Source organism: Paraburkholderia sp. J94, from assembly GCF_905220285.1.
GTDB classification, from domain to species: Bacteria; Pseudomonadota; Gammaproteobacteria; order Burkholderiales; family Burkholderiaceae; genus Paraburkholderia; species Paraburkholderia tropica_A.
The window spans coordinates 12,444-36,438 of sequence record NZ_CAJMZH010000027.1 but is presented as its reverse complement, the minus strand read 5'-3'; the positions used below and the strand labels follow the sequence as shown (position 1 = coordinate 36,438).

Annotated in this window: 19 protein-coding genes; 8 read left to right on the top strand and 11 right to left on the bottom strand. The window is 65.8% G+C overall.

What is annotated here, in order from left to right; genetic code table 11:
- Positions 1–11: 11 nt before the first annotated feature.
- The 3 genes from U4Y88_RS36315 to U4Y88_RS36305 form a co-directional block, all read right to left on the bottom strand.
- Positions 12–827 carry an ATP-binding cassette domain-containing protein gene (locus U4Y88_RS36315; protein WP_321789767.1) on the bottom strand — a complete coding sequence of 272 codons (816 nt, stop codon included), beginning with the start codon at positions 825–827 and terminating at the stop codon, positions 12–14.
- A gap of 13 nt (positions 828–840) precedes the next feature.
- Complete coding sequence (locus U4Y88_RS36310) at positions 841–2,016, bottom strand: ABC transporter permease (RefSeq protein ID WP_321789765.1); 1,176 nt, start codon at positions 2,014–2,016, stop codon at positions 841–843.
- Positions 2,017–2,158: 142 nt separating this feature from the next.
- Complete coding sequence (locus U4Y88_RS36305; RefSeq protein ID WP_310629876.1) at positions 2,159–3,220, bottom strand: sugar ABC transporter substrate-binding protein; 1,062 nt, start codon at positions 3,218–3,220, stop codon at positions 2,159–2,161.
- A 259-nt stretch (positions 3,221–3,479) separates the two neighbouring features.
- Here U4Y88_RS36305 and U4Y88_RS36300 point away from each other — a divergent pair, with 259 nt between their 5' ends.
- The 4 genes from U4Y88_RS36300 (at position 3,480) to U4Y88_RS36285 (ending at position 6,936) form a co-directional block, all read left to right on the top strand.
- Positions 3,480–4,370 (top strand): MurR/RpiR family transcriptional regulator, encoded by an 891-nt coding sequence (locus U4Y88_RS36300; RefSeq protein ID WP_224012538.1) that lies wholly within the window; start codon positions 3,480–3,482, stop codon positions 4,368–4,370.
- Positions 4,363–5,379: an inositol 2-dehydrogenase gene (iolG, locus tag U4Y88_RS36295; protein ID WP_224012539.1), complete on the top strand. Its 1,017-nt coding sequence runs from the start codon at positions 4,363–4,365 to the stop codon at positions 5,377–5,379. Before U4Y88_RS36300 ends, iolG begins: the two co-directional genes overlap by 8 nt.
- Positions 5,380–5,479: 100 nt before the next feature.
- Positions 5,480–6,544: a Gfo/Idh/MocA family oxidoreductase gene (locus U4Y88_RS36290; protein WP_321789763.1), complete on the top strand. Its 1,065-nt coding sequence runs from the start codon at positions 5,480–5,482 to the stop codon at positions 6,542–6,544.
- A 164-nt stretch (positions 6,545–6,708) separates the two neighbouring features.
- Positions 6,709–6,936, top strand: coding sequence for a sulfurtransferase TusA family protein (locus U4Y88_RS36285; protein WP_027815106.1), 228 nt, complete (start codon positions 6,709–6,711; stop codon positions 6,934–6,936).
- Between the two features lie 91 nt (positions 6,937–7,027).
- Here U4Y88_RS36285 and galU read toward each other — a convergent pair whose 3' ends face one another.
- Both galU and U4Y88_RS36275 read right to left on the bottom strand, forming a co-directional pair.
- A complete protein-coding gene (gene galU / locus U4Y88_RS36280; RefSeq protein ID WP_065065871.1) occupies positions 7,028–7,909 on the bottom strand; it encodes a UTP--glucose-1-phosphate uridylyltransferase GalU in 882 nt (293 codons plus the stop codon).
- A gap of 65 nt (positions 7,910–7,974) precedes the next feature.
- A complete protein-coding gene (locus tag U4Y88_RS36275) occupies positions 7,975–10,842 on the bottom strand; it encodes a valine--tRNA ligase (RefSeq protein ID WP_224012541.1) in 2,868 nt (955 codons plus the stop codon).
- Positions 10,843–11,212: 370 nt separating this feature from the next.
- Between U4Y88_RS36275 and U4Y88_RS36270 the strand changes: the two genes are divergently transcribed.
- Together U4Y88_RS36270 and U4Y88_RS36265 are read left to right on the top strand one after the other, a co-directional pair.
- Positions 11,213–13,606, top strand: a complete 2,394-nt coding sequence (locus U4Y88_RS36270; protein ID WP_224012542.1) for a UvrD-helicase domain-containing protein — start codon at positions 11,213–11,215, stop codon at positions 13,604–13,606.
- A gap of 63 nt (positions 13,607–13,669) precedes the next feature.
- The gene (locus U4Y88_RS36265) at positions 13,670–14,467 is read left to right on the top strand and encodes a 5'-methylthioadenosine/adenosylhomocysteine nucleosidase (RefSeq protein ID WP_224012543.1); all 798 of its coding nucleotides are present in this window, start codon (positions 13,670–13,672) and stop codon (positions 14,465–14,467) included.
- Positions 14,468–14,482: 15 nt separating this feature from the next.
- Here the strand turns inward: U4Y88_RS36265 and U4Y88_RS36260 are convergent, their stop codons facing one another.
- The 6 genes from U4Y88_RS36260 to U4Y88_RS36235 all read right to left on the bottom strand — a co-directional run bounded on the left by U4Y88_RS36260 (position 14,483) and on the right by U4Y88_RS36235 (position 22,534).
- A complete protein-coding gene (locus U4Y88_RS36260) occupies positions 14,483–16,387 on the bottom strand; it encodes a propionate--CoA ligase (protein ID WP_321789761.1) in 1,905 nt (634 codons plus the stop codon).
- Between the two features lie 232 nt (positions 16,388–16,619).
- Positions 16,620–17,246, bottom strand: a complete 627-nt coding sequence (locus tag U4Y88_RS36255) for a HyaD/HybD family hydrogenase maturation endopeptidase (protein ID WP_321789759.1) — start codon at positions 17,244–17,246, stop codon at positions 16,620–16,622.
- Between the two features lie 297 nt (positions 17,247–17,543).
- Complete coding sequence (locus U4Y88_RS36250; protein ID WP_321789757.1) at positions 17,544–18,407, bottom strand: HlyD family secretion protein; 864 nt, start codon at positions 18,405–18,407, stop codon at positions 17,544–17,546.
- Positions 18,408–18,424: 17 nt separating this feature from the next.
- Positions 18,425–18,628, bottom strand: coding sequence for a DUF1656 domain-containing protein (locus U4Y88_RS36245; protein WP_173816805.1), 204 nt, complete (start codon positions 18,626–18,628; stop codon positions 18,425–18,427).
- Positions 18,615–20,885: an FUSC family protein gene (locus U4Y88_RS36240; protein ID WP_321789755.1), complete on the bottom strand. Its 2,271-nt coding sequence runs from the start codon at positions 20,883–20,885 to the stop codon at positions 18,615–18,617. The genes U4Y88_RS36245 and U4Y88_RS36240 overlap by 14 nt, the downstream gene beginning before the upstream one ends.
- Before the next feature lie 11 nt (positions 20,886–20,896).
- Positions 20,897–22,534 carry an efflux transporter outer membrane subunit gene (locus tag U4Y88_RS36235; protein WP_321789753.1) on the bottom strand — a complete coding sequence of 546 codons (1,638 nt, stop codon included), beginning with the start codon at positions 22,532–22,534 and terminating at the stop codon, positions 20,897–20,899.
- Between the two features lie 156 nt (positions 22,535–22,690).
- Between U4Y88_RS36235 and U4Y88_RS36230 the strand changes: the two genes are divergently transcribed.
- Both U4Y88_RS36230 and U4Y88_RS36225 read left to right on the top strand, forming a co-directional pair.
- A complete protein-coding gene (locus U4Y88_RS36230) occupies positions 22,691–23,632 on the top strand; it encodes a LysR family transcriptional regulator (RefSeq protein WP_205995296.1) in 942 nt (313 codons plus the stop codon).
- A 154-nt stretch (positions 23,633–23,786) separates the two neighbouring features.
- Positions 23,787–23,939 carry a hypothetical protein gene (locus U4Y88_RS36225; RefSeq protein ID WP_321789751.1) on the top strand — a complete coding sequence of 51 codons (153 nt, stop codon included), beginning with the start codon at positions 23,787–23,789 and terminating at the stop codon, positions 23,937–23,939.
- The last annotated feature ends 56 nt before the right edge of the window (positions 23,940–23,995 follow it).

Below are 23,995 nucleotides of genomic sequence, written 5' to 3'. Positions count from 1 at the left end.
GGCGGGCCTGCTCAGATCGTGGCGCCGTCGAGTTCGGCGATCATCTTCTGCATTTCGGCGCCGCCGGCCATCATGTCGAGCACTTCGTTCTTGCTGATCGTGTCCTTCGTATAGGTGCCGAGCGAGCGGCCGCGATTGAGCAGCGTGAACGAGTCGCCGATAGGGTAGGCGTGATGCACGTTGTGCGTGATGAAGATCACCGAGATGCCTTTCGCGCGCGCCGCGTGAATCAGCTTGAGCACGTTGAAGCTCTGCTTCACGCCGAGCGCGGCGGTCGGTTCGTCGAGGATCAGCACGCGCGCGCCGAAGTGAATCGCACGCGCAATCGCGAGACACTGGCGCTCGCCGCCCGACATCGTGCCGATGGCCTGATGCGGATCGCGCACATGAATGCCCATCTCCGAGAGCCGGTCTTTCGCAATCTGTGCGCTCGAATCGAGATCCATCACGTTGATGAAACCGAACAGCTTTTTCTGCGGCTCGCGGCCCATGAAGAAGTTGCGCGCGACCGAGAGCAGCGGCACCAGCGCGAGATCCTGATAGACGGTCGCGATGCCGAGATCGAGCGCGTCTTTCGGCGACTCGAAGCGCACGGGCTTGCCGTCGACGAAATACTGGCCGTCGGTGGGCGCGTGCACGCCTGCGAGCGTCTTGATCAGCGTGGACTTGCCCGCGCCGTTGTCGCCGAGCAGGCAGTGCACCTCGCCGCGCTTCAGGCGCAGCGTGACGCCATTGAGCGCGATGACTTTGCCGAAGTACTTGCTGACGTTTTCGAGCGCGAGAATCGTGTCGCTGCTGGGGGCGGAGGTGTTGAGTTCGTCGGACATGGTCAGCCTCCCGTTACGATTGCGCGACGCGGCGGCGCACGTAGTGATTAAAGAGCACGGCGATCAGCAGCATCATGCCGAGGAACACGCGGAACCAGTCCGAGTCGATGTTCGTGTAGGTAATGCCGATCTGCACCACGCCGAAGATCAGCGCGCCGAACGCCGCACCGATCACCGAGCCGTAACCGCCCGTGAGGAGCGTGCCGCCGATCACCGCGGCGATGATCGCTTCGAATTCCTTTTGCAGACCACGGTCGGCGGCGGCCGAGCCGATATCGCAGACCTGGAGCACCGCGAACAGGCACGAGCAGAACGCGGTCAGCATGAACAGCGAGATCTTCACGCGCTTGACCGGCACGCCCACGTTCTTCGCGGCGTTCGAGTCGCCGCCCACGGCGAGAATCCAGTTGCCATAGCGCGTCTTGGCCAGCACGAATGCACCGATGATGACGAGCGCGAACCACCAGAGAATGACCTTCGGCACGCCGTTCACGAGCGGCTGGCCGCTGTCGAGCATCTTGCCGATGCCGATATGCGCGAGCGCCACGAACAGGCCTTTAAATGCGGTGCCGTGAAAGAGCAGGTTGGTCACGTAGTCGGCTTTCGCGACATCGCCCACGCCCGAGACGATGGTGCGGTCGGCGAACATGATCGAGAGTGCGAGCGTGAGGCCGCGCAGGATGAACAGGAACGCGAGCGTGACGATGAACGAGGGCAGCCGCGTGCGCATCACGAGGTAGCCGTTGAGCGCGCCGAGCGCGGTGCAGCCCACGAACGCGAAGATGATCGAGAGCGCGATGGGCCAGTGGAAGTACATGGTGGGAAGCGCCACCATCATGCCCGCGAAGCCGATCATCGAGCCGATCGAGAGATCGAACTCGCCCGCGATCATCAGCAGGCACGCGCCAACAGAAAGGATGCCTAAGTAAGCGGCGACCTGCGACCAGTTCATCACGCCGTCGAGGTCGAACATGCCGGAGCCGCCCGCGCCGATCGCGAACACGGCGAACACGAGCACGGTGCCGGAAATCGCAGCGAATTCGGGGCGGCCGAGCAGATGGCCGAACCACGATTCGCGACGCACGCGTTCATCGCCATGCGAAGCGCTCGCCTGAGCGGGCTGGGGCGAGCGCGCGTCCTGCGCGTCGTCCGGTGCATGCGAGGGAAAGTGTTTGCCGGCTACACCCATGATGTCTCCTGTGTCCCGGACCTATGTGCCGAAATGGCTTGACTGGCCCGGTGAATGACGCGCGGCGAGGCTGGCGAGAGGCGAGTCGGTATCGCGTGTAGCGAACCGCCGCCGCGCGTGGCTGACGAAATGACCTGACGGATCAGCGGTACTGACCCGCGTACTTCACAACCTTGTCCAGATTCTCCTTGGTGATGAAGCCCGGACCCGAGCGAATGTTCTTCGGGCCATAGGACGGTTGCAGACCGTAGGTGTCGAGGCGCTGCTTGAACTTGGGATTCGCTTCGAGGATCTGGCGGATCTTCGCCGGATCGGTCGTGTGGTCCTTCTTCACGATCGCGAGCACGGCCACCGGAATGTAGCCCTGCAGATACGGCTGCTGGTCGATGGCGAACTGGATCGTGCCCGCGCGGATCGCCTTGGCGATCTCATCCGAGAAGTCGAAGGTGCAGAAGTAGATCTTGCCCGCGAGGCCCATCTGCTGAACCGCCTTGAGCGTGGCGGCGGCCGGCACCGGACCGAGCGTGAGAATCGCGCCCGTGTTCGGATGGTTGCGCAGATACGCGCTGACCTTCGACTGGATTTCCGTCGGGTCCTGGCCCGAGTCGATCGTCGAGGTCTTGTAGTCGACGCCGATGGCGTCCGCGAAGCCGCGGCAGCGGTCGAACGAAACGGTATTGGTGGCGATGTGGTTCACGCAGAGGAAGGACTTCACGCCCGCGGCCTTGGCCTTTTCGCCGGCCGCGTGGCCCGCCACGTATTCGGGCTGGCCCACGTGCATGATCGCGCCCAGTTGCGCGCTTTGTTCCTCGGTGCCCGAGTTGATCGTCACGAGCGGGATCTTCTTGGCCGTGACCTTGCCGATGGAGCTTTTGAGCACGTCGAAGTCGGCGATGGTGGTGATGACGCCGTCGTAGTTGCGCGCCGCCGCCTGTTCGATCAGGCGCGCCATGTCGGCGATGTCGCCGTTGGGCGGATTGCGGTAGTCGGTCTCGACGTTGAAGTCTTCGTCGGCCTGCTTGATGGCGTTCTTGATCACGTTCCACCACGAGTCCGAATCCGGCGCGTGGCTGATCAGCACGAAGTGCGCGTCGGCGGCCTGCGCCGTTTGTGCGCCCACTGCGCTCAAGCCGCTCAGTCCCGCTGCCAGCGCGAGCGCCGCGGCTAAACGTCGGAGCATGGTCTTGCCCTTGCGTTGCGTCATTGTCTCCACCTTTCTCGGTCTGTCGTTCGTTTTTGAGGTGAGCGCGGTGCTTGTCTGAATTGCGCGTCGACACGTTGCTCATGGACAAGATTAGGCGATCGTCCGAGCCGTTGCAACAGAAATTTCATTGCAAATAAAAATGGAAAATCTGTTCCATTCATGAGGAGGCGTGCCTATAATCGGCTCCGTTGGCTTGCCCTCAAACGCCCGCCCAGCAAGGGTTTTGCGGCACTGCGGCAAGCCAGGGGAAAAAACGATCATGGCCGACGAGACAAGCGACGCCGTAGCAGGCGTCGACGAATTGATGCAGCGCATCGCGCACGACTACGAAGCGCTGCCGCGACAGTTGAAGAACGTCGCGACTTACATTGAACAGAACCGCGCGAGCGTGATGATGGACCGCACGAGCGACATCGCCGCGAGCTGCGGCGTGCATCCCTCGGCGGTGGTGCGCTTTGCGCAGCGCTTCGGTTTTTCGGGTTTCTCCGATCTGCAGGCGGTGTTTCGTCAGGCGTATGCGGGCCAGGGCGGCTCGCCCACGACCTATCAGCAGCGCATTCGCCAGCTGATCGACGAGAACGACGGCAAGACCGATCCGGCGCTGGGCGGCGCGGTGGCGCGCGAGTTCATCGGCGCGTGCCGCAGCGGTCTCGACGAACTCGAAGCGGGTCTCGACGACGCGCAGTTCGACGCCGCCGTGCGCATGCTCGAACACGCCGACAACATCTACGTGATCGGCGTGCGCCGCTCGTTCGCGGTGGCGAGCTACATCGTCTATGCGCTGCAGCACACGCGCAAACGCGTGCATCTCGTCTCGGGGCTCGGCGGCATGTATCACGAGCAGATCCGCAGCGTGAAGAAGGGCGACGTGGTGATCGCCATCAGCTTCGCGCCGTACGGCAAGGAAACGCAGTACTGCCTGCGCGTGGCGCAGCAGCATCAGGCGAAAACGCTCGTGATCACCGACAGCCAGCTGTCGCCACTCGCGCGTCACGCGGATGCGCAACTTTATGTGAAGGAGGGGAGCGCGTTCGCGTTCCGCTCGCTGACCAGCACGTTTTGCCTGTGCCAGGCGCTGTTCGTGGCGCTTGCGTACCGGCTCGAACTCAACGTAGAAGAATCGACCGACACCGGAGGATACGATGACTAGTGGAGCAGCAGGCAAGGCGTTGGATGTAGCGGTTTTCGGCGCGGGACGCATCGGCCGCATTCACGCGGCGAATCTCGCGCGCCAGCCCGGCGTGCGCCTGAAGTACGTGATCGACGTGAACCGCGAGGCGGCCCAGGCGCTCGCGGCGCAGCATGGCGCGCAGGTGGCCGGTATCGACGAAGCGTTCGGCGATGCGTCGATCGGCGCGACGGTGATCTGCTCGTCGACCGATACGCACTCCGAACTGATCATGCGCTCGGCGGCGGCGGGCAAGCATATCTTCTGCGAGAAGCCCGTCGATCTCGCGATTGGCCGCGCGCGCGAATGCGCCGACGCCGTGGCGCGCGCGGGCGTGGTCGCGATGATCGGCTTTCAGCGCCGCTACGATCCCACGTTCGCGGCGCTCAAGCAGCGTCTCGACGCGGGCGAGATCGGCACGCCGGAAATGCTGGTGGTGACGAGCCGCGATCCGGGCGCGCCGCCCGTGGAGTACATCAAGCATTCGGGCGGCATCTTCAAGGACATGCTGATCCACGACTTCGACATCTTCCGCTGGATTCTCGACGACGAAGCCGACACCGTGCACGCGACGGGCAGTTGTCTCTCCGATCCGGCCATCGCCGAAGCGGGCGATATCGACTCGACCGCCGTGACGATCCGCACGAAGCGCGGCCGTCTTTGCCAGATCAACACGGCGCGGCGCGCGGCCTACGGCTATGACCAGCGCTTCGAAGTGCTCGGCAGCGACGGCATGCTGCAGGCGGGCAACATCAAGCCGACCGAAGTGGTGGCGTGGTCGAAGACCTCGGTGGCGCAGGACGTGCCCGAGGCGTTTTTCCTGGAGCGCTATCGCGCCGCGTATGCGAGCGAAATGGCGCACTTCCACGAGGCGGTCACGCAGGGCAAGCCCGTGCGCACGACGGTCGCCGATGGGCTCAAGGCGCTCGAACTCGCGGAAGCGGCGGCGCTTTCGTGGCGAGAAGGGCGTGTGGTGAAAGTGGGCGCTTGAGGCTTTCACGATGCGTTGATGCAGTGTGATGGACGTCGCGGTTGCATCGCGGCGTCTTTCAAATAGCAAGGATTACGAATTATTGTTCAGGAGACGGACTATGCAGGCAAACGATCGTGCCCGGCCGTTGCGCGTGGGCGTGGTGGGACTGGGGCGGCTCGGACGGCGACATGCGCAGAACCTCGCGTACCGCGTGCCGGGCGCGGTGCTGACGGCGGCATGCAGTCCGCTCGACGACGACCTCGCGTGGGCGCGCGAGACGCTGCCCGAAGCACGGCTTTACGCCGACTACGCGCAGTTGCTCGCCGATAGCGAAATCGACGCGGTCTGGCTGGTCACGCCGTCGTCGCTGCACGCGCAGCAGATCGTCGACGCGTTGCGCGCGGGCAAGCATGTGTTCTGCGAAAAGCCGCTCTCGCTCGACGTCGCCGAATGCGAGCGCGTGGTCGAAGAGGCGCGCCGCCATGCGGGGCAGCAGGTCATGATCGGCTTCATGCGCCGGTTCGATCCGAGCTATCACGACGCGTTCGATAAAGTGCGCGCGGGCAAGATCGGCAAGCCGTTTCTGGTGCGCTCGCAGAACTGCGATCTCAACGATCCCGATGGCTTCTTCGTGCGTTTCGCGCCCACGTCGGGCGGCATCTTTCTCGACTGTACGGTGCACGATATCGACGTCGCGCGCTGGCTGCTCGGCAAGCCGCGCGCCACGCGCGTCTATGCGGCGGGCGCGATCGCGCTGCACGACGGTTTGCGCGAATTCGGCGATGTCGACAACGGCGTCGCGATCTGCGAATTCGAAGGCGGCAAGCTGGCGATGTTCTATGCCTCGCGCACGATGGCGCACGGCAACGATACGTCGAGCGAGGTGATCGGCACTGCGGGCGCGTTGGCCATCGGTCATCTGCCGCGCAGCAACCGTGTCGAGATTTACGACGCGCTCGGCGTGCGCAGCGAATGTACGCCCACGTTCTTCGAGCGCTTCGAGGAAGCGTTCCTGATCGAGGCGCAGGCGTTCGTGGCGTCGGTGCGCGCGCGGCTCAACGGCGCGACGGCCGAGGCGGCGGGGGCGAGCGAAGGCGCGACGCTGGAAGACGCGCTGGAGGCGACGCGCATCGGTTGTGCGCTGCGAGAATCGCTGCATACGGGGCAGGCGGTGACGCTCTGAATCGCACGGGGTTCGTGCGCGAGCGGAGCAGGGCGCTGCTGCGGTAAAATCGCCGCTATCTGATGAGACGTCGAGTCAGCTCGCGTTTCATCAAGCAGAGAACAAGCGCCAGCGCCGCGAGCAGATTCGGCGGCGCGTCACCGAAGGATGCAACCCCGATGCAGATTCAGGTTCACAAGGAAGTGGATGCACGCGGGCTGAACTGCCCGCTGCCGATCCTGCGCGCCAAAAAGGCGCTCGCCGACATGGAAAGCGGCCAGATTCTCAAGGTGCTCGCCACCGATCCCGGCTCGCAGCGCGATTTCGCCGCGTTCGCGAAGCAGACCGGCAACGAGATCGTGGAGAGCACGCAGCAGGACAAGACGTTCGTGTTCCTGATGCGCCGCCGCTAAGCCGTCCACGCGCCGCCCAGGCGCATAAAAAAAGCCCGCAATCGCGAGATTGCGGGCTTTTTTCTGTCCGGCGGCGCGGCAAGAAAGCGGTTTAGCCTTCGAGCACCGGGTTACGCGTGCGCAGGTATTCGGCGAAGTCGTCGCCCACTTCGGGGTGACGCAGCGCGAATTCCACGGTCGCCTTCAGGTAGCCGAGCTTGCTGCCGCAGTCGAAACGCGTGCCGTGATACTTGTAGGCCAGAACCTGCTCGTCGGCGAGCAGCGACTGGATCGCGTCGGTCAGTTGCAGTTCGCCGCCCGCGCCCGGCTTGATCGAGCGGAGGTGGTCGAAAATGCGCGGCTTCAGCACGTAACGGCCCACGACGCCCAGGTTCGACGGCGCGACTTCGGGCGCCGGCTTTTCGACGATGCCCGACAGCTTGACGATCGAGTCTTCCCACTCCTTGCCGTCGACGATGCCGTACGAGCGCGTTTCCGAGGGCGGGATCTCTTCCACGCCCAGCACCGAGCTATGGTAGTGGTCGAACACTTCGACCATCTGCTGCATGACGGGCGGCGTGCCGTACAGCAGGTCGTCGGCGAGAATCACGGCGAACGGGTTGTCGCCCACGAGCTTTTCCGCGCACAGCACGGCGTGACCGAGACCGAGCGCTTCCGGCTGGCGCACGTAGAAGCAGTCGACGTTGTTCGGCTTGATGTTGCGAACCAGTTCGAGCAGCTTTTCCTTGCCGCGCGCTTCGAGTTCGGCTTCGATCTCATACGACTTGTCGAAATGGTCCTCGATCGCGCGCTTGCTGCGCCCGGTCACGAAGATCATTTCGGTGATGCCCGCCGCGACGGCTTCCTCGACCGCGTACTGGATCAGCGGCTTGTCGACGACCGGCAGCATTTCCTTCGGGCTCGCTTTCGTCGCCGGAAGGAAGCGCGTGCCGAGGCCCGCCACCGGGAATACCGCTTTCGTTACTTTTAGCATGTCTATAGTCCTGGTCGTGGTGGGATGACGCCGCCCGCGCGCCGCCATCCGTCACCTTAGCCGATTCAGGCAGGCAGCCGCGCGAGTTGCGCGGTCAGCTTGCCGAGCGTGGCCTGGAATTCTGCCAGTCGTTTCTGCTCCTGTTCAACCACGGCAGGCGGAGCTTTCGCAACAAAGCTTTCGTTTCCGAGCTTCGCATTGCACTTCGTCACTTCATTCGACAGCCGGGTGATTTCCTTCGAGAGCCGCTCGCGTTCCGCGGCCACGTCGATTTCCACCTTCAGCACGAGCTTGTCTGTTCCTACGATAGCAACCGGCGCGCCCGCCGAGGCAGCGTCGAGCGCCGCTTCGTCGGCGATGATCTGGACCTCCGAAAGCTTCGCGAGCGCCTGCGCGTAAGGCGCAAACGTGGCGAGGCGTTCGGCGTTGCCCGTGGCCAGCAGCGGCACCTTGACCGCGGGCGAGAGGTTCATCTCGCCGCGCAGGTTACGGCAGGCGTCGATCACGGTCTTCAGGTCGGCAGCCCATTGCTCGGCGGCTTCGTCGACCTTCTTCGAGTCCGCGAGCGGGTAGCCCTGCATCATGATCGATGCCTCGCCTTCCGCCGCGCCTTGCGGGTACGCGTCGGTCAGCGGCGCAACCTTTTGCCACAGCGCTTCGGTGATGAACGGAATCACCGGATGCGCGAGGCGCAGCACGGTTTCCAGCACGCGCAGCAGCGTGCGGCGCGTGGCGCGCTGCTGCTCGGGCGTGCCGGTCTGGATCTGCACCTTCGCCAGTTCCAGATACCAGTCACAGTATTCATCCCAGACGAACTTGTAAATGGCATTGGCCACATTGTCGAAGCGATAGTCGGCGAAACCCTTCGCGACTTCGGCTTCCGTGCGCTGGAGCTGCGAGACGATCCAGCGGTCGGCCTGCGAGAAGTCCGTGTAGCCGCCCGGGCCGCAATCGCCCGGTTGGCAGTCGCCGGGCTTCGAGAAGCCGCAGTCGTGGCCTTCGCAGTTCATCAGCACGAAACGCGTGGCGTTCCAGAGCTTGTTGCAGAAGTTGCGGTAGCCCTCGCAGCGCGCCAGGTCGAAGTTGACGTTGCGGCCGAGCGTGGCCATCGACGCCATCGTGAAGCGCAGCGCGTCGGTGCCGTAGGCGGCGATGCCGTCCGGGAATTCCTTGCGCGTCTTCTTTTCGATGGTGGCGGCCTGCTTCGGGTTCATCAGACCCGTGGTGCGCTTGGCGACCAGCGTTTCGAGGTCGATGCCGTCGACGATGTCGATCGGGTCGAGCGTGTTGCCTTTGCTCTTCGACATCTTCTGGCCTTCGGCGTCGCGCACGAGACCGTGCACGTAGACCGTCTCGAACGGCACCTGGCCGGTGAAGTGCGTGGTCATCATGACCATGCGCGCCACCCAGAAGAAGATGATGTCGAAGCCCGTGACCAGCACCGAGGAGGGCAGGAAGGCCTTCAGCTCGGGCGTTTCAGCGGGCCAGCCAAGCGACGAGAACGGCACCAGCGCCGACGAGAACCACGTGTCGAGCACGTCTTCGTCGCGCTTGAGCGCGCCCGTGTAACCCTTGGCGTCGGCCTGCGCGCGGGCTTCTTCCTCGGTCTTCGCGACGAAGATTTCGCCGTTTTCGCCGTACCACGCGGGGATCTGGTGGCCCCACCAGAGCTGACGCGAGATACACCAGTCCTGGATGTTTTCGAGCCACTGGTTATACGTGGTGGTCCAGTTTTCCGGCACGAACTTTATCTGGCCGTTGCGCACCACGTCGAGCGCGGTTTCGGTGATCGACTTGCCCGGGTTGAACGTGCCTTCCGGCGCCGGCTTGGTCATCGCCACGAACCACTGGTCGGTGAGCAGCGGTTCGAGCACGACGCCCGTGCGGTCGCCGCGCGGCACCATCAGCTTGTGCGGCTGCACCGATTCGAGCGCGCCGAGCGCTTCGAGGTCGGCCACGACCTGCTTGCGCGCCTCGAAACGGTCGAGGCCGCGATATTTTTCCGGCGCGTTGTCGTTGATCTTCGCGTCGAGCGTGAGGATCTCGATCATCGGCAGGCCGTGACGCTGGCCGACCTGATAGTCGTTGAAGTCGTGCGCGGGCGTGACCTTCACGACGCCCGTGCCGAACTCGCGGTCGACGTAGTCGTCGGCGATCACGGGGATTTCGCGGCCGGTCAGCGGCAGCTTGACCAGCTTGCCGATCAGGTGCGCATAGCGTTCGTCTTCAGGGTGCACCATCACGGCCGTGTCGCCGAGCATGGTTTCCGGGCGCGTGGTGGCGACGGTGAGCGTGGCCGAGCCGTCCGCGAGCGGATAGCGGATGTGCCACAGATGACCGTTTTCCTCTTCGCTCGCCACTTCGAGGTCGGAGACGGCGGTGCCCAGCACCGGGTCCCAGTTCACGAGGCGCTTGCCGCGATAGATCAGGCCCTGATCGTAGAGGCGCACGAACACGTCGCGCACGGCGGCCGACATCTTGTCGTCCATCGTGAAGTACTCGCGCGACCAGTCGATCGACGCGCCGAGGCGGCGCACCTGGCCGGTGATGGTCGAGCCCGACTGCTGCTTCCATTCCCACACGCGTTCGACGAACTTCTCGCGGCCGAGGTCGTGGCGCGAGACCTTCTGCGCGTCGAGCTGGCGCTCGACCACGATCTGCGTGGCGATGCCCGCGTGGTCGGTGCCGGGGACCCACAGCGTGTTTTCGCCGAGCATGCGGTGAAAGCGCGTGAGGCCGTCCATGATCGTCTGGTTGAACGCGTGCCCCATGTGCAGCGTGCCGGTGACGTTGGGCGGCGGCAACTGGATCGAGAAGTTCTTGCGGCCGGGCTCGAAGGTCGCGGCCGCGTAGCCTCGACGCTCCCACTCGGGGCCCCAATGGGCCTCGATGGTCTGGGGCTCGAAGCTTTTCGCTAGCGTGCTGTCGCTCATGGGTGGAATCTGCCGAAAAAGAGATGCGGAAACGGTCAATTATAAGGGGAAGTGCCGCACCCGCCCCGACGCATCGAGAGCTTGCGTGGCGCGCATGGGCTGGGCGGTGGGCGGCGCGGGCGTTGCGCGCCGTGACAGGCGCGCGCTTCGGGCCCGGATTCGGCGATGAAACGGGGCACGGGCGCAGGCACCGAAGCGGGTAACGCAGCGTGCACTGAATCGGCCATCGAAGCGGCCACCGAAGCGGTGACCGATTCCGGCACTGATTTGCGCTCCGGTCCGCGGAGGGCGCCGCAGGCGGGTGGGATTTATAATGACGGCCGGCTTTCCCGTCGCGTCGCCCCGCGCGCGCCTCACTCCTCGCTATTCCATGCCCGAACTGCTCGCGAACCTGAACCCCGAACAACACGCCGCCGTCACGCTGCCTAACGAACCGGCGCTCATTCTGGCCGGGGCGGGCAGCGGCAAGACGCGCGTGCTCATCACGCGCATCGCGTGGCTGATCCAGCAAGGTCTCGCCTCGCCGATGACCATCCTCGCCGTGACCTTCACGAACAAGGCCGCGCGCGAAATGATGAGCCGTCTGCAGGCCATGATGCCGCTCGACACGCGCGGCATGTGGATCGGCACCTTTCACGGTCTCTGCAATCGCATGCTGCGCGCGCATTACCGCGACGCGGGCCTGCCGCAGACGTTCCAGATTCTCGATACGGCCGACCAGCTTTCGGCCATCAAGCGCCTGATGAAGGGCCTGAACGTCGACGACGAAAAGTACCCGGCGAAGAATCTCCAGTACTTCATCAACAACGCGAAAGAGCAGGGCCTGCGTCCGAAGGACGTCGACGTCACCGACGACTTCAACCGCAAGTTCGTCGAACTCTACGAAGCCTACGACCAGCAATGCCAGCGCGAAGGCGTGGTCGACTTCGCCGAGCTGCTGCTGCGCTGCTACGAGCTGCTGTCGTACAACCCGCCGCTGCGCGCGCATTACCAGAGCCGTTTCCGCGACATTCTCGTCGACGAGTTCCAGGACACCAACAAGCTCCAGTACGCGTGGCTGAAGCTGCTCGCGGGTCAGGGCAACGCGATCTTCGCGGTCGGCGACGACGACCAGTCGATCTACGCATTCCGCGGCGCGAACGTCGGCAACATGCGCGACTTCGAGAACGAGTTCCGCGTGAAGCACATGATCAAGCTGGAGCAGAACTACCGCTCGCACGGCCATATTCTCGATGCGGCGAACCATCTGATCTCGCATAACTCGCGGCGTCTGGGCAAGAACCTGCGCACCGATGCGGGGCACGGCGAGCCGGTGCGCGTCTACGAGGCGGCCACCGATTCGCAGGAAGCGGGCTGGATCGTCGAGGAGATTCGCGCGCTGATCAATCAGGGGCTCGCGCGTCACGAAATCGCGATTCTCTATCGCAGCAACGCGCAGTCGCGCACGATCGAGCACACGCTCGTGAACGCGGGCGTGCCGTACAAGGTGTATGGCGGCCTGCGCTTCTTCGAGCGTCAGGAAGTGAAGCACGCGCTTGCGTATCTGCGCCTGATCGACAATCCGAACGATGACACCGCGTTCGCCCGCGTCGTGAACTTCCCGACGCGCGGCATCGGCGCGCGCTCGATCGAGCAACTGGCCGACGCGGCGCGTCTCTACAACTGCTCGATGGCGGCGGCGATTCCCTACGTCACGGGCAAGGCGGGCACGAGCCTCGGTTCGTTCGCCAATCTGGTCGCGAAGATGCGCGCCGAAACCGCGCAGATGAGCCTGCCGGAAACCGTCGAGTACACGGTGCGCATGAGCGGTCTCGCCGAGTTCTATCAGACCGAGCGCGAAGGTCAGGATCGCCTGGAGAACTTGCAGGAACTCGTGAATGCGGCCACCGCGTTCGTGAGCGAGGCGGGTTATGGCCTCGACACGCCCGCGCGCTCGATCCCGCTGCGTCCGGGCGCGAGCAACGTGCCGGAAATCGTTTCGCAGGACGGCGAAATCGAAGTGCTCGACGCGGCCACGATCACCGATCCCGCGCAGAATCCCGACGTCATGACGCCGCTCGCGGGCTTCCTCTCGCACGCGTCGCTCGAAGCGGGCGACAACCAGGCGCAGGCGGGCCAGGATGCCGTCCAGCTGATGACGGTGCACGCGGCGAAGGGCCTGGAATTCACGGCGGTGTTCATCACCGGTCTCGAAGAGGGCCTGTTCCCGCATGAGAACAGCGCGATGGAAGCCGACGGGCTGGAAGAAGAACGCCGCCTGATGTACGTGGCGATCACGCGCGCGAAGGAGCGGCTCTATATCTCGTTTGCGCAGAGCCGTCTGCTGCACGGCCAGACGCGTTACAACGTGCGTTCGCGTTTCTTCGACGAGCTGCCGCAGGAATCGCTCAAGTGGCTCACGCCGAAGGTCGAGGCGGGCGCGCGCTGGGGCGGCCGCTCGGATAACGCAGGCTGGGGCCGCGACTGGTTCTCGCGCGGCGGCAATGGCGGAAACGGTGGTGGTAATAGTGGCAACGGCGGCGGCTCGCGCGATCGCGACGCCTATGTGGCCGACAAGACGCCGCTGCCGTCCTACGCGAACGAACAGCGCGCCGCCGATGCGGGTTTCCGCGTCGGCCAGGCCGTGTTCCACACCAAGTTCGGCGAGGGCGCGATCATCGCGCTCGAAGGCAGCGGCACCGACGCCAAGGCGCAGGTCCGCTTCAAGCGCCACGGCGAGAAGTGGCTCGCGCTGGCGGTGGCGAAGCTCCAGGCTGTGGACTAAAGCTCAAGCAAAAAGGGCGTGCCAGGGCGCACGCCCATCACGTTTTTTCGGACACTCCCGACGATGAACACTCCCATCCGTCCGCTCGGCGTGCTCGCCGCGCTGCCCCAGGAACTCGGCGACCTGATCGCCGCCATGCAGGCCGAATCGGGCGTCGTCACGCGCACCTTCGGCAAGCGCGATTACCACCTCGGCACCGTGCACGGCGCGCCGTGCGTCGTCACGCTCGCGCGCGTCGGCAAGGTGGCGGCCGCGGCCACGACGAGCGCGCTGATCCATGCGTTCGACGTCGATGCCATCGTATTTACGGGCGTGGCGGGCGGCGTGGGCGAAAACGTGCACGTAGGCGACGTGGTGGTCGGCGAAACGCTGCTGCAACACGACATGAACGCCGAGCCGCTGTTTCCGCGTCACGAGATTCCGCTGCTCGCGCGCTCGCGCTTCGACGCCGATCGCGCGCTCGCCGATGCGCTGGCCGCCGCGTGCGAGCGCTTCATCGCGGAAGAGGGCGACGCGCTCTCGGCGCAATTCGGCGCCGCGCTGCCGCGCCTCGCGAACGCGCGTCCGGGCCTGCATCGCGGCCTCGTGATCAGCGGCGATCAGTTCGTGGCGAGCGCCGCCGCCGTGGGCGCGCTGCGTGCGCTGCTGCCCGACGCGCTGGCGGTGGAAATGGAAGGCGCGGCGATCGCCCAGGTCTGCCACGAATACGACGTGCCGTGCGCGATCGTGCGCACGATCTCCGATACCGCCGACGAGCACGCGAGCACCTCGTTCTCGTCGTTCCTCACCGATATCGCCGGCACGTATTCGACCGGGATTCTCAAGCGTTTTCTCGCGGCGTACACGCCCGTCGCGCGCTGATTCGCGGCGGCGGGCTCAGCGCTCGCCGCTTTCGCCCACCGCCTCGCGAATCTGCTGTAACGCCGTCGCATCCTCGATAGTCGGGAGATCGCCCGGATCGCGCCCTTCGGCGAGCGCCGCGATCGCGCGGCGCAGCAGCTTGCCCGAGCGCGTCTTCGGCAGCATCGAAACGAAATGCACGCGCGCGGGCCGTCCGATCGCGCCGAGCTGGCGGTCCACGGTCGTCGCGATCGCTGCGGCGAGCTTGTCCGCCGCCTTCGGATCGGCCGCCGCCGCCGCGTCGCGCAGCACCACGAAGGCGAGCGCGGCCTGACCCTTCACCGTATCGTTCACGCCCACTACGGCCACTTCCGCGACCGCCGCGTGCGACGAGATCGCCTCTTCGATCTCGCGCGTGCCGAGCCGATGGCCCGCCACGTTGATGACGTCGTCGGTGCGTCCGAGGATCGTCACGTAGCCGTTTTCATCCTGCACGCCCCAGTCGAAGGTCGAATAGACCTGCTGGCCGGGCACGCTCTCCCAGTAGGTTTTCACGAAGCGCGCGTCGTCGCCCCAGACCGTCTGCATGCAGCCGGGCGGCAGTGGATAGCCGAGCGTGATCACGCCTTTTTCGCCGCTCGCGCAGGGCTCGCCGGTGTGCTCGTCGCGCAGCACGAGGTCGTAGCCGTAGCAGGGCACGCCCGGCGAACCGAGCTTCTGCGGCAGCGCTTCCACGCCGCCCTGGATCGCCAGCATCGGCCAGCCGGTTTCGGTCTGCCAGTAATTGTCGACGACGGGTTTGCCGAGCGCGTCCGAAATCCATTCGGCGGTCGGCTCGTCGAGTGGTTCGCCCGCGAGAAAGAGCGTGCGCAGGCTCGACAGATCGGCGGCGTGCAGCAGCGCCGGGTCCTGCTTCTTGAGCACGCGGATCGCCGTGGGCGCGGTGAACATCAGGTTGATCTTGTGCTGCTCGACGAGACGCCACCAGATGCCGCCGTCGGGGCGGATCGGCGTGCCTTCGTACATCACCGTGGTCATGCCCGCGAGCAGCGGCGCGTAGATGATGTAGCTGTGGCCCACGACCCAGCCGATGTCCGAGGCGGTGAACATCGTGTCGCCCGCGCGGCCCTCGAAGATGTATTCCATCGACGCGGCGAGCGCGACCGCGTAGCCGCCCACGTCGCGCTGCACGCCCTTGGGTTTGCACGTGGTGCCGGAGGTGTAGAGGATGTACGAGGGCTCGTTCGATTCGAGCCACTCGCAGGGAATCTGCGCGTCGTGATATTGCTCGCGCAACGGTTCGTAGTGCACGAGATAGGGCGCGTCGAGGCGTTCGGGCGCGAGCTGGCGGTCGATCAGCAGCACGTGCGGCGGCGCGTGTTCGGCGCGCGACATCGCTTCGTCGACGAGCGGCGTGTAGTCGATCACCTTGCCGCCGCGCGCGCCGGCGTCGGCGCTCACGAGCAGCACGGGTTTCGCGTCGTCGATGCGCGCGGCGAGACTCGGCGCGGCGAAACCGCCGAACACCACCGAATGGATCGCGCCCAGCCGCGCACAGGCGAGCATCGCGAACACGGCTTCGGGAATCATCGGCAGATAGATCAGCACGCGGTCGCCGCGCTTCACGCCGAGCGAGCGCATCACGGCGGCCATGCGGTTCACTTCGGCGTGCAGGTCGGCGTAGGTGTAGCGGCGCTCGATGCCGGTTTCCGTCGACACGTACACGAGCGCGTTCTGCTGCGCGCGCGAGGCGAGATGGCGGTCGACGGCGTTGAAGCAGAGGTTCGTGCGGCCGCCCGCGAACCAGCGCGCGAAGGGCGGATTCGAGCGGTCGAGCACGGCGTCGAACGGCGTTTCCCAATGGATGCGCGCGGCTTCGCGGCGCCAGAACGCGTCGGGCTGTTCGATCGACTCGCGGTGAAAATCGCGGTAACGGTGCATGAGGGGCTTCCTCCCGTGCGAGGTGGCGCGGACGGCTGGCGGCCGGATCCGGCTCTGGAGAATCGAGCATAGTGCAGCGCAATGCGCGCGGGCAACGCGGGTTCACCCGTGGGCGTGCGGCGGGTCGTGTGTTTTGCCGCGTGTTTGCCTCGTGTTCTGCCGCGCGTTCTGCCGCGCGTTCTGCCGCATGTCTTGTGCGGCGCGATGCCTGCGTCCGCGCCGCCCGGACGGATCAGGCGGGCTCGTCGGCGCAACCGGCCTGCGCGGTCAGCGCGTCGCCGTGCGGCAGCGACAGCGCCTGCGGACGCGCATGCCAGCGCCGCAGCCAGCGGCATGCCGCCGCGACGGCCGGATCGAGCTGGGCGCGCACGGCAGGGCGCAGGTCCGCGCCATAGTCCGAATGGGCGATCGGCTGCACGCCGATCAGCACCAGCTCGCGCGGATAGCGGCCCTTGAGCTGCGCGCAGGCGAGCGCATCGGCGAAATCCATCTGGTGCAGATTGACGGCGCGGGTGCGCAGATGCGCCGTGGCGGCGTCGCCGGCGCGCACGCACAGCGTGCCGGGCGACGCGCCGAAATCGGCGGCGTTGAACACGATCATGCGCTGCGCCGACTCCACGAGCGGCAGCAGCGCGCGCCCTTGCGTGCCGCCGTCGACGCACTCGACATGCGGCGCGCACTGCCACGCCGACTTGAGCCGTTCGAGCGCGCGCACGCCGAAGCCCGCGTCGCCCCATTGCACATTGCCGATTCCGAGCACGACGATGCGCCCCGCCTTATGCGCGCGCGCCGTCGTTTCCGACAGCGCCGCATGGCCGGGTGCAAAGATAAAAGGAAGGTGCTCGGCAAGAAAACCCACGCTGACAATCCGATCCAGGACGTAAAAATAAGAATAGTCCTAGGTGCTGCCGGTTTCGGGTTTGACGACCGTCAATGGCGCGGGGATTCGGCCTGTTTCTGAGACAAGTTTTTCAAGGCTGGACGGTCAGCCGTCGGGCAATGCCTGGAATCTGGCAAGAACTGTCATGCGATCTTCAGGTGCGCGCATCGGTGCGCGCAACGGAAAAGAGCGCCCGGAGGCGCTCTTGCGGTTACCCGTGCTCACGGGCGTCGGCGGACCGGCTGGCCGCGCGACGCTTGCGCGCGCATCGCGCGATCAGGTGCCCGGCTTCACCACCACCGTGCAGGTCGTGCCCGCGGCGAGGACCATGTCGTCCGGCACCTTGTCGATATGGATGCGCACCGGCACGCGCTGCGCGAGGCGCACCCAGTTGAAGGTCGGATTCACGTCGGCGAGCAGTTCGCGGCTTTGCGGATTGTCGCGGTCGTAGATGCCGCGCGAGATGCTTTCCACGTGGCCTTCGAGCGTGCCGCCGCTCATCAGCTTGATGTCGGCCTTGTTGCCCACCTTCACGTGCGGCAGCTTGGTTTCCTCGAAGTAGCCGTAGACCCAGAACGAGTGGCTGTCCACCACGGCGAGCTTCGCCTGGCCCGCGATCGCGTAGTCGCCCTTGAACACCTGCAGATTGGTGATGTAGCCGTCGACCGGCGAGATCACGCGCGTGCGTTCGAGGTTGAGCTTGGCGGCGTCGAGCGCGGCGATCGCCTGCTGATACTGCGCCTGCGCCGAATTCGCCATGTGTGAGGCGTTTTCGCGGTTTTCCTGCGACACCACGAGGCTGTCCATGTCGGCGCGGCGGCGCGCGTCGTCGAGCTTCATGGTCAGCTCGGCCTTGCGCGCGGCCACAGCCGCTTCGGCCTGCTCGACGGCGATCTGATAGTGCGACGGGTCGATCTGCATCAGCAGGTCGCCCTTGTGCACGAACTGGTTGTCCTTGACGGGCAGTTCGACCACGGCGCCGGAGACGTCGGGCGCGATGTTCACCACTTCGGCGCGCACGCGGCCGTCGCGCGTCCAGGGTTCGTCCATGTAATGGACCCACAGCGCGCGGCCCACGAGGATGGCGATGACGAAGATGATCGCCGTCGCGATAAAGCCAATGATATTTCTGATAGTCATGATTCTACGTAGCCGGTTCAACGATAGACGGCGAGTCCAAGCACGCAGCACACGACCACGAGCAGACTCACGCGAAACAGGGACGGGTGCCACACGAGACGGTACAGGCCGGTGCGGGCCAGTACGGAATCGAGCACCCAGGTGATCGCCGCGCCCAGGATAAAGAGCAGGACGATCGCCGGAATGTAGGCGTCGAGAAACGCAACGTCACGAGGCATGATGGGCTCCTTGCGCATTGCCGGAAGAGGGGGCCGCGCCTTGCTGGCTGAACGGCGCGAGCGGCGACTGCGGATCGATCAGCGCGGTGCGGATGAAATGCAGATGGCTGAGGATGCGCTGCACCGGATGGCGTTCCTCGCGCGGCGCTTCGTCGTTCAGCACGCGTTCGAGCAGTTCGCGGCAGGCGCCGATCGCGCCTTCGTTCGCGGCGAGCGCGGCGGCGTAACGCTTCGCGTTCGGTTGATCGAACAGCGCGCTCAGGTTCTTGAGCGTCGCATCGACGTGACCGCGCCAGGCCGTGTCCTTCGCGAAGCGCGGATGCGCGGGCAGCGCGGCCAGTTCCTCGCGCAGATCGATCGCGGCATTGCCGGTTTCGAGCGTCGCGAACATCCAGCGCAGCGTGTCCTGGCGGAACGCCTGATCGCTGCCCGCGAGTGCGTTGAGCTGGAACATCAGGTCGCGCGTGCCGCTTTCGAAGCGGTTGCGCAGACCCGAAAGACCGGTCAGCCGCGCGCGGCACGCATGCACCACCTGGCCGCGCAGATTCGCGAGCAGACGGTTGCGCAGCCACGGCGTCGATGGCGGCAGCAGCACCGCGAACGCGGCGGCCGAAACGACCATCGAGAGACACAGCGCGAGCGCGTCGTTGATATAGCCGGTCGGGTTGTACTGCACCACGTTGTCCGGGCCCGCGAGGAAGCACAGGAAGATGCAGTAGCCCATGCCGTAGCCCGCGTAGGCCGGGCGCGTCGTCAGGAACACGCCGAATGCGAGCGCGGGCGCGAGCGCCACGCACAGCATCGGGAAGCCGTCGATGTGCGGGAACACGCCGAAGGTCAGGATCATGCCGACGATCGACGCGAGCATCGTGCCGCCCGCCATCTGGCTCGCCATGCGCGCGGGCTGCGGCGACGCCGATGCGAGCGCGCAGGTGGCGGCGGCGTTGAGCACGAGGTTCGTGCCGCTCGGCCAGGCGGTGGCGATCCAGAACGCGCCCAGCAGACCCATCACGATCGCGGCGCGCAGGCCGTGCACGCCCGCCGCGACGAGGTTGGTCTTCGGCACGTAGCGCGCGATCCACTTTTCGCGCGCGTGGGTGTCGACGGCGAGCGAGGCGTAGGTCGCCGTGTACTCGTTCATCTCGTGCACGAAGCGGTAGAACAGTTCGGTGGCCGTGTCGAAGTCGAGCAGGTCGGCGGGCGCGTGGGCATCGTCTGCTGCTTGCGTCGCGGCCTGGGCCGAGGCTTGCGCGGCTGCGAGTTGCGCGCGGGTTTCGCGCACGCGCTTGGGCAGCGTCGCGCGATACGCTTCGAGCTGTGCGGCCACATGCACCGCGTCGGCAGCCTTCAGCACGGGCTCGCCCGCCTTGTCGAACAGCGGCGCGATCTCGCGGAAATACGGTTCGAGCGCTTCGACGGTCGCCAGCTTGCCTTCGGCGCGCAGACGGTTCATCAGCTGATGCAGCGCGTGAAAGCGCGTCGAGGCCGTCATGAACTCGGTGTTCATGCGCGCGAGACGACCGGCGCGCATGCGCGAGTCGGGCGATTCGAACACGGCGCTGCTGCGGCTCGCCTCGAAGCCGACGATATCGGCCACGAAGCGCGCGTTGGTCGCTTCGATCTGCGAACGGTCGACGCGGCCGCCCAGCGACGCCGACACGTAATCGACGAACGACGAGAAGCGGCGGCGCACCGTCGAGCGCAGCAGCTCGCCGGTGAAGCGCGGGAACACCACGGCGCTCACGAAGCCCGAGGCGAGAATGCCGAGCGAGATTTCGGCCACGCGCGTCATCGCCGACATGAAGGCGCCGTCGGGATGCTGCGAGGCCGGAATGCCGATCAGCGCGGCCGTGTAGCCCGCGAGCACGAAGCCGTACGAGCGGAAGTTGCGGTTGCGCGCCGCGCCCGCCGTGCAGATGCCGACCCACAGCGCCGTGCTGGCGATGAAGAGTTCGGGCTGCTGCGCGAACAGACCGATCAGCGCGAGCATCACGACGAGCCCGACGAGCGTGCCGCAGATCCGGTAGAAGCTCTTGGCGAACACCGCGCCGCTTTGCGGCTGCATGACGATGAACACCGTCGTCATGGCCGTGCGCGGCGAGGGCAGGTCGAGCTTCATCGCGACGCCGAGCGCGAGCAGCGCCGCGGCGATCGCCTTGAACAGATAGAGCCAGACGAGGCCGTCGGTGCGCGCCCAGTCGGCGAACGCCTTCACGACGCTCTGGCCGTCCCGCGCGGAAGTGGGAGAGGAGGCTTGCATGGGCGTGCGCCTCAGTTCGCCGGGCTGGCCGACGTGGCCGACGTGGCCGCGCCCGCGCCGCTATCGGCGCTGTCCGCGCTATCCGCGGTCTCGCCGCTGGATTTCGGCGCGAGCAGCGCGGCGGGCATCAGCGGCACCGAACGCGTCTTCTTGCCGTGCGCGGGCAACTGCTCGGCCTGCGTCGGACCCTTCGCGGACCGATCGTTCGACGCGTCGACCACGCCGCCGCCCAGCGCGACCACGAGGGTCGCGTGCGCGCCCAGGCGCTCGGCCTGAATCCGCGCGACGCCTTCCTGCGCGCGCAGCAGCTGCGCTTGCGCGATCAGCACGTTCACATAGTCGGTCAGACCCCGGCGATAGCCTTCCTGCGAGAGGTTGTAGTTGCGCTGCGCGGCCGCGACCGAGCGATGCGCGTCTTCTTCCTGCGTCGCCAGCGAGCGCATGCGCACGACCTGGTCGGCGATTTCCTTGAGCGCGGTGACGATCGTCTGGTTGTACTGATCGACCGCGAAGTCGTATTCCGCCGACTGCGCGCCGAGCTGCGAGCGCAGGCGTCCGCCGTCGAAGATCGGCAGCGAGAATGCGGGACCGGCCGCGTAGCTGCCGCTCATCGACTTGAGGAACTGGAACAGCGGGCCGGCGGCGGCATAACCGCCCATCGACACGAGCAGGTTCACGTTCGGATAGAAGTCGGCCTTGGCCACGTCGATGCCGCGTGCCTGGGCGGCCACGGTCCAGCGTGCCGCCACGACATCCGGGCGATGGCCGATCAGCTCAGCCGGCAGCGCCGAGGGCAGGCCCGCCGGCGCGGACAGCGCGAGCGCCGGACGCGCGATGGACTCGCCCGCGCCCGGACCCTTGCCCGCGAGCGCCGCGAGCTGGTTCTTGCCGAGCGCGATCGATTCTTCGAGCGCGTCGATCTGGCGTTCGTACTCGGGCAGCGGCGTTTCGGCCTGGCTCACTTCGAGCTGGGTGCCGATACCGCCCTTCAGGCGGCGCTGCGCGAGCGCGAGAATCTTCTGCTGTTCGCCGAGCGTCTGCTTCGCGATGTCGAGCAGCGCGTAGTTCATCGACATTTCGATGTAGGCGCGCGTGACGTTCGCTTCGAGTTCGAGCTGCGCGGCGCGTGCGTCGGCGGCCGTGGCGTGTGCCATGTCGAGCGCGCGCTCGGCGTTGTTCTTGTCCTGACCCCAGAGATCGAGGTGATAGGACAGGCCGAGCGAGGCCGTGTTGTTCCACGTGTTCGAGTTCGCGAGCGAGCCCGGACCGTAATAGATATTGTCCGACCAGTGCTGGCGCTGCACGGACATACTGCCGTTGATTTGCGGCAGCAGCCCGGCCTGGGCGACGCCCGCCATCGCGCGCGCTTCGCGAACGCGCGCCTGCGCGGCCGAGAGCGTCGGATTGCCGGCGATCGAGGTTTCGATCCAGGCGTTGAGCTGCGGGTCGTTATAGGCGCGCCACCAGTCGCTGGCGGGCCATTGGGCGTCCGTGTTGGCGGCGCGGATCGCTGCGCCGGCGTCCAGATCGGCCGCTTCCACATGCTTCGCTTGCGGTGCGATTCCCCCGGTACTGGCGCAGCCCGCGATTATCAACGAGAACGTAAGAACCGTGAGTGCGGCGAGTCCTTTCGGTACCGGTGACTGCACGTTTTACTCCTTAACTTGGCTATAGATCACTGTGCGTCATTATATTTTTTGCTCGATTGGCGAATAACTGGTAAGGATGCAAGGCATTTTTACGGGATGTGAGATAATAGATTTTACGAAACGTGTAACAATTCGTCCGTCAGATAGAGGATTGGTATGGATACGCTTCAAAACATGCGGGTATTCGTGCGGGTGGTCGAAGCCGGCAGCTTTACGGGCGCGGCCCAGCACCTGAATACGACGACGGCGTACGCGTCGCGCGCGGTCTCCGATCTGGAGGCGCATCTGCGCACGCGTCTGCTGAACCGCACGACGCGCCGCATCGCGCTCACCGAAGCCGGCGAGCGTTATCTGCAGCGTTGCGAGCAGATCCTGGCCTACGTCGATCAGGCGGAAGCCGAGGCCGGCGACGCGCATGCGCGCCCGTCGGGCAAGCTCAAGGTCCATGCCATGACGAGTTTCGGCCAGCACTATGTGGTGCCGGCGGTGGGGCAGTATCAGCAGATGTACCCGGACGTGCAGGTGGAGCTGACGCTTGCGCAGCGCATGCCGGATCTGCTCGACGAGGGTTACGACGTCGCGCTCGTGCTGGCGACCGATCTGCCGGACTCGGGCTTCGTCTCGCAGCGCCTGACCAGCGCGTTCAGCATTGCGTGCGCGTCGCCGGCCTATCTGGAACGGCGCGGCGTGCCGCAGAAGCCGGCCGATCTTGTGAACCACACCTGTCTGCAACTCGTGACGCCGGTGTTTCCGGTGTCGCAATGGCAGTTCAGCGGCCCGAACGGCAACGAGACGATCGAGCTGGGCGCGACGCCCACGTTCCAGGTGAATGTGGCCGAGGCGCTGGCCGTGGCGGTAAGCGAGGGCATGGGCGTCGGCCTGCTGCCGATCTATTCGGCGATCAGCGGTCTGCGCAGCGGCGAACTCGTCTGGATCCTGCCCGAGTACACGTCGCAGGAAATGAACGTCTACGCGATGTATCCGTCGCGCCAGTATCTCGACGCGAAGATCCGCACGTGGGTCGAACTGCTGCGCGAAAAGCTGCCGACCACGCTGGCCGAGGATCAGGCCGAACTGCGCCGTTTCGCGCGCACCTGAGACCTGACCTGAGCGTTCGGGGCGGCCTGGCGGGCGGCTTGTGACACGCCGTTACAGCTGCGGGTTCTCGCAACACTTGCTTACGCACGGCCGCGAGCCGGCTTGGTAAGGTAGCGGGACTGAAACGTCAATTCGCCAGAACCCGAGGATTTCCATGGATACGCATCTGATGATCGGCATCGCCCTGATGATGGGCTTGATCGGTATCGCCGCGTCGCGCGACCTGCTGCGCATGCGCCGCGCGCAGCTTCAGCCCGTCACCCTGCGCGTGCAGCGCCCGGTCGACCGCTCGCGTCCGCTGCGCTGATTTTTACGTCGATCGTCGCGATTTCGCGGCTGATCCACGCCTGATCCACGCGATCC

Bases quoted from the DNA above. Each gene is read 5' to 3' on its own strand.
- galU (WP_065065871.1), bottom strand. From the start codon at position 7,909: ATGCTAAAAGTAACGAAAGCGGTATTCCCGGTGGCGGGCCTCGGCACG.
- U4Y88_RS36310 (WP_321789765.1), bottom strand. From the start codon at position 2,016: ATGGGTGTAGCCGGCAAACACTTTCCCTCGCATGCACCGGACGACGCG.
- U4Y88_RS36225 (WP_321789751.1), top strand. From the start codon at position 23,787: ATGGATACGCATCTGATGATCGGCATCGCCCTGATGATGGGCTTGATC.
- iolG (WP_224012539.1), top strand. From the start codon at position 4,363: ATGACTAGTGGAGCAGCAGGCAAGGCGTTGGATGTAGCGGTTTTCGGC.
- U4Y88_RS36265 (WP_224012543.1), top strand. From the start codon at position 13,670: ATGAACACTCCCATCCGTCCGCTCGGCGTGCTCGCCGCGCTGCCCCAG.
- U4Y88_RS36240 (WP_321789755.1), bottom strand. From the start codon at position 20,885: ATGCAAGCCTCCTCTCCCACTTCCGCGCGGGACGGCCAGAGCGTCGTG.
- U4Y88_RS36305 (WP_310629876.1), bottom strand. From the start codon at position 3,220: ATGACGCAACGCAAGGGCAAGACCATGCTCCGACGTTTAGCCGCGGCG.
- U4Y88_RS36290 (WP_321789763.1), top strand. From the start codon at position 5,480: ATGCAGGCAAACGATCGTGCCCGGCCGTTGCGCGTGGGCGTGGTGGGA.
- U4Y88_RS36270 (WP_224012542.1), top strand. From the start codon at position 11,213: ATGCCCGAACTGCTCGCGAACCTGAACCCCGAACAACACGCCGCCGTC.
- U4Y88_RS36300 (WP_224012538.1), top strand. From the start codon at position 3,480: ATGGCCGACGAGACAAGCGACGCCGTAGCAGGCGTCGACGAATTGATG.
- U4Y88_RS36275 (WP_224012541.1), bottom strand. From the start codon at position 10,842: ATGAGCGACAGCACGCTAGCGAAAAGCTTCGAGCCCCAGACCATCGAG.
- U4Y88_RS36315 (WP_321789767.1), bottom strand. From the start codon at position 827: ATGTCCGACGAACTCAACACCTCCGCCCCCAGCAGCGACACGATTCTC.
- U4Y88_RS36260 (WP_321789761.1), bottom strand. From the start codon at position 16,387: ATGCACCGTTACCGCGATTTTCACCGCGAGTCGATCGAACAGCCCGAC.
- U4Y88_RS36230 (WP_205995296.1), top strand. From the start codon at position 22,691: ATGGATACGCTTCAAAACATGCGGGTATTCGTGCGGGTGGTCGAAGCC.
- U4Y88_RS36250 (WP_321789757.1), bottom strand. From the start codon at position 18,407: ATGACTATCAGAAATATCATTGGCTTTATCGCGACGGCGATCATCTTC.